The following is a 4,926-nucleotide window of genomic DNA, read 5'->3' as shown; positions in this document are numbered from 1 at the left end:
CGCCAGCACGTCATGCCCGAGCCGAAGCCCAACTCCTGCGGCAGGTACTCCCACTGGATCCCGGTATGCAGCACGTACAAGATCCCGCACAACACCTCACGGTCCGGCAGGGGCTTGCGGCCCGGGTAGCGGAAACGCCGCCCCCGCTGCGGCAACAGCGGCTCCAACCGGTCCCACAGCTCATCCGACACGATCCACGGCGACATCCCCACACCGCACGGAACGCTCAACCCCCGCGCTGGACACGCCAGCCAGAGCCGATCCACCTCATTTTGTTAGCCGCTGTTAGGGCGCGGCCCGCCCCGACGTTTGTCCTCCAGTCCGGAAACACCCCGCTCGCCATAGTGGGACTTGCAGTGGCACACCGTCAGACCCGGCCAGCCCGGCGATGATGCCCTTCGCCGCCGCCCCTTGGCCGACCACAACACGATCCGTGCGCGAAGCGCCACGACAGTCAGCGCATCGCATCCCGCGAACCTGCCAACTCCCTTAGTTCAGCAATCTGTTCGGAGGAGAGATCTATACCAGATTCAACGATCACAGGCGGCTCAAGCTCCACGAACAGAAGCACGAGACACTAGGAGAGCAGGAACTCGCAAGCCGCCACCTACTGTTCGATTTCAAGGAGCCTTTCCGTGTGGCAATCTGGTCACGGATCAGGAGGTCGGTCTGTAAGAGGAATTTCCAGTTCCCGCAAGGCAGCGTGAGAGGTGTCGGCGTGTCCATCAACTTCCACGAAGATCCAGATGAAACGCAGCGTCAGGATTCGCGTAATTCATTTTCGCAACTCGACGGTGGTTGTGACGAGAATCTCCCCGTCAGCCGGTATTTCGATGAACAGCGGTTCGGGCAGTTCATCGAAATCACCACGGAAGGCGGAGTCCCGCTCATCGCCAGTAGTCGTGCGACGAACGCTCGCAAACGTCTGGACGAAGCCGGGCTGGAGGAGCAACCGCTCGACTGGCAGCGCTACGGCGGCATCCCGTTCCAGGACGCCCTGGTCGGCAACGAGGCCAGCTGGCGTGCGCCGCGAGATCTCGATCCCCTAGATGTGGATCTCGACCGGTTGCTGGCGACCGGTGTGGTGTCCGAGCTGCACGACGTCCCACTCAACCTGTCGAAGGGCGACGTCAAGCTCCTCCTCGGAGGCAACGCCGTCGTCGTGAATCTCCCGGGCCTGGGGTTACGGGTGGCCCTGCGGGCCGCTGACGGCGGACGCCGCGGCGACCTTCCCGACATCGTCTACCTACAGGATCTGGCGGCCTTCCTGGCCGACCCAGTCGTCATGGACATCCGCGGAGGGCACGCTCGTCTCGCCCTGACCGCACAGAACGTCGGCGAGTTACGGCAAACGGGCCGCACCGAGTTCACCGACCGCGGTCGCAGCACGCAGATACGCGTGGCCGCGGAGGATCCGGAGTTCGGCCCGCTGATGCGGCAGAGGACCACGCCGGAGAGCAGGTCCGAAGAGGCCCGCACCACGCCTTCCCCAGTCGTCCCTCGCCTGGGCGTCTACCTGCCGTGGCGCCAGCGGTGGGAGCTGCACGGTTATGCCAGGGGGCGGCTGCTGCACACGACTCCGCTCGCGCCCCGCGAAGAGGTGACGGTCGAGGTCTTCACCTGGAGTCACCACCGCCGCTCCCTCGACCAGGCCACGGAGTCGGACATCGAGCAGGCCTTCGAGTCGGTCGACACCACGCGGGATGTCTCCGACGTGATGAAGGAAGCAACCAAAGGGAGCGACCTTCAGGCTAGGGCGGACGCCGCATTCGACTACAGCGCTTACGGAGCCACCGTCTCGTTGTCCGGCGGCGTGAGCGTGGGTGAGAAACTGCAGTCGGTCGCCCGCACCTCGACCAGCAAGATCCATGAGAGCGTCACCAAGGCGGCGGCACGCGTCAGGACACGTCGTACCTCCCGCATTGTGGAGAGCCGCGAGAGCGGCCGGGAGGAGCGCACCACTCGCAGACTCACGAACGCGAGCGAATGTCACGGCCTCACAATCCAGTACTTCGAGATCGTCGCAGGCTACACGCTCGTGACGGAGCACTTGCGGAACCACGTGCGCCCCGTGGTGCTGGTCGCCAACCCCATGCGAGACCTGCAGTTCGACAACGTCACGATTCGCCAGTACGAGGAGTCACTGCGGGCGGCCCTGTTCGACCCCGGCCTCGAAGGCGGGTTCGCGGCGGCGCGGCTGACTGCGGCGCGGGCCTTCGCCCGGGAGTTGGTCTGCGAGAAGTTCCCTTGTGACGAGGCGAAGAAGAAGGCGAGTACCCAGACCCAGCCGACGACCGAGGTCGACGTCCGGCCCCTGGCGGCGGCCATCGAACGCCTTCGCCTTGCCTGGAGCACACTGGGGCAGGCGACCTATACGGGTGTCTTCGAGGCCATGGACGACCAGCACCGGCATGAGCTGGAGCCCACCCCGGCGGAGATGCGCTCCTTCCGTATGTGGGTCACGTATCGCATGCTCTTGCAGACGAACGGGGCCATCGCCGGGGCATTGGACAAGCTGCCGGGTGAAGCCATCACTCCCACCACATCCGCCGAGAAGATCCGTTCCCTGGCCGCCGAGCTTGCGGCCGGCCTGCCGCAAGGCGGCTTGACGGCAGTGATGGCCGGCATGGATGCGCGGACCGATGCCAAGCGGACCATCGCGCGATCCCATGTCCTCGACTACAGCGGCAACCCCTCCGCGGAAGCCAACTGGTGGAACAGCCGGATCGAGGAGCTGGGGCTGCTGACCCTGGATGACGGAGGGCTCAGCGCTGCTGTCAGCAGCTTCGTCAAAACGTGGGACGAGACATTCGGGGCCACTGCGCTGACGCCGGGCGCCGCGGCGGTGGTGGAAAACGCCAAGGCGGAGGCCGAGCGACTCTCGGCGTCGGACCGGCTGGAGGCGGCCTTCGGACTACGGGACTCGGCGATCGCAACCGAGAGGGAACAGGCTCTGCAAAAGCACCTGGCCGAGAACGCCAATTACTACCGCCACGCGGTGTTCGTCGCACGGCCCGTGGCGGAACAACTCGTCGACCTCGCGCGCATAGGCGTGGATGTCGAGATGATCGAGCCGCGTGTCCTCGGCTCGGTCGGCGACAGTCTTGTGCTGCCGGTCAGCGAGGCGTGGGACGGCCATCAAGAACTCAGTGACAAGGTGCGGGAATGGTTGTCAGGCCGGCCCGAGATCGATCCGATCCGGGACGACGTCACGCTGCCCACCCATGGAATTCTCATGCAGACGCTGGTCGACGACGGGTGCGCGTGCGGGCCGGAGATGCGCAGGCGGCAAGCCATCGAGACCCGATCGCTCGAACTCGCCCTTGAGCGAGAGACCGCCGAGCTCGCCCTGGTCAACGCTGAGGAAACCCGGTACCGCGAGCGCGTCAAACGAGGGCGACTCGACGACCCCGACAGGGGCAGTGATCCCCTGCGCGGGGACGCTCCGTGACCGGAAGGGTGGCGATCATGGCACCGACTCAGCAGCAGATCGAGGCGGCTGTCCGGGCATTGCGCACGGCGGCCGCAGCGGACCAGCTGCGCTTGCAGGCTATCGCTGACTCCATGCATCACGCGGCGGAGCAGGTCCAGGACAAGCGCATAGAACTGCTGGAAGACGGACCAGAGGTGACGTTCCGTCAGGTAGTCCTGGACGTTATGTGTGGCTTCCTGCTGGAGTCACCGTTGGTGGGGCACCTCGCGTCCTTGCTCGCGAAGAAGGTGCTGCTGCCTCGTGTTCGCATGCATCTGGCGAGCCAGGAACTGGCTCTCAGGACGTTGGCCCTGCCTCGGGCCAACGCCAGAATCCAGATGCGTACCGTCCTCTCGCCGACCAGTGATCTGTTCCGGCGCAGCGCCGACACGCTCTACAAGGACGTCAAATCCCTCCGCCGCTACCACGCGGCGCTCGAGGTGACGGTAACTCGGGCGGGGGACGCCGCGGACTATTTGACCGCGTTGATCAAAGCTAAGCAGGGAGCGCGGGAGGAATCGACCAAGAAGACGCTTCCTCCGATGGACACGCCGGGTGTCGCCTTGCGCGCGACGATCGACGCCTGGCACAGGAGAGAGGCGTACGGTCTCGAGACAGCCAACGCGGTGTTCGAGGAGGCCCTGCGCACCCGAACCCTCGAACTCGACGCGGAGGCCATGAAAGAGCTCACTCTGCGCGAGGCCATCGACATGGACGACTTTTCCAATGGGCTGGAAAGGTGTAAGCGCGCGACGGAATTGGTGGTGTGGGTGATTCTGCTTCTCGACCACCATCGCGTCACGGGACAGGGCCTGACCGGTACCAGCGTGTCCACCACCGATCAGATGTTCAGCGGAATCCACTCGCACGTTCCCGCCAAACTGTACGGCTACTTCCTCCGCCGATTCATCGATCCCCGCACGGACCGGCCCTTCGCCGAGCACGGCAGACTCAATCTGCCGTCGGGACTGCCCAAGGTCGATCAGGGAGCCATCGAGTTGGGGAGACACCTTGTGAAGACGGCACGTCGTGTACAGCGAGAGGGAATCGAGAGCGTGGTGCTGAGCAACGCCAACGAGAGTCCTCTGCGGCCCTAACAGCGGCTAACACAATGAGCTGAGTTGTCGGTGGGTGATGAGGCAGCAGGCGAGTTTCAGGAATGCCTCGTGGATGTCGGCTCGCCGTTCCCAGCGGATCCGCAGGCGTCGAAAGCCGTGGAACCAGGCGAAGGTCCGCTCAACCACCCACCGATAGGTGCCCAGGCCGGTGCCGTGCCGAGTGCCTCGGCGGGCAATGGCCGGCACGATTCCGCGATCGCGGACCTGGTCGCGGTAGACGTCGTGGTCGTAGCCGCGGTCGGCGAACAGCGAGTCGGGCTTACGGCGAGGACGACCGACCCGGCCACGGACCGGCGGAATCGCATCGAGAAGTGGCAGAAGCTGGGTGACGTCGTT

At 65.2% G+C, this 4,926-nt stretch carries 4 protein-coding genes; 2 read left to right on the top strand and 2 right to left on the bottom strand.

What is annotated here, in order from left to right; translation table 11 throughout:
• Positions 1-206: transposase (locus ACWBNA_RS47630; RefSeq protein WP_482710848.1), on the bottom strand; the 206-nt coding region annotated here is incomplete at its 3' end.
• Positions 207-718: 512 nt separating this feature from the next.
• Between ACWBNA_RS47630 and ACWBNA_RS47625 the strand changes: the two genes are divergently transcribed.
• Complete coding sequence (locus ACWBNA_RS47625; RefSeq protein ID WP_482710847.1) at positions 719-3,451, top strand: hypothetical protein; 2,733 nt, start codon at positions 719-721, stop codon at positions 3,449-3,451.
• Between the two features lie 17 nt (positions 3,452-3,468).
• Positions 3,469-4,569: a hypothetical protein gene (locus ACWBNA_RS47620; protein WP_482710846.1), complete on the top strand. Its 1,101-nt coding sequence runs from the start codon at positions 3,469-3,471 to the stop codon at positions 4,567-4,569.
• 6 nt (positions 4,570-4,575) lie between these two features.
• Here the strand turns inward: ACWBNA_RS47620 and ACWBNA_RS47615 are convergent.
• Positions 4,576-4,926 (bottom strand): transposase (locus ACWBNA_RS47615; RefSeq protein WP_482710845.1); only part of this gene is annotated, 351 nt, incomplete at its 5' end.

It is taken from the genome of Streptomyces sp. Q2, assembly GCF_056820935.1.
Note: the sequence above shows the minus strand (reverse complement) of the source record. Positions and strands in the feature narration are given on the sequence as shown.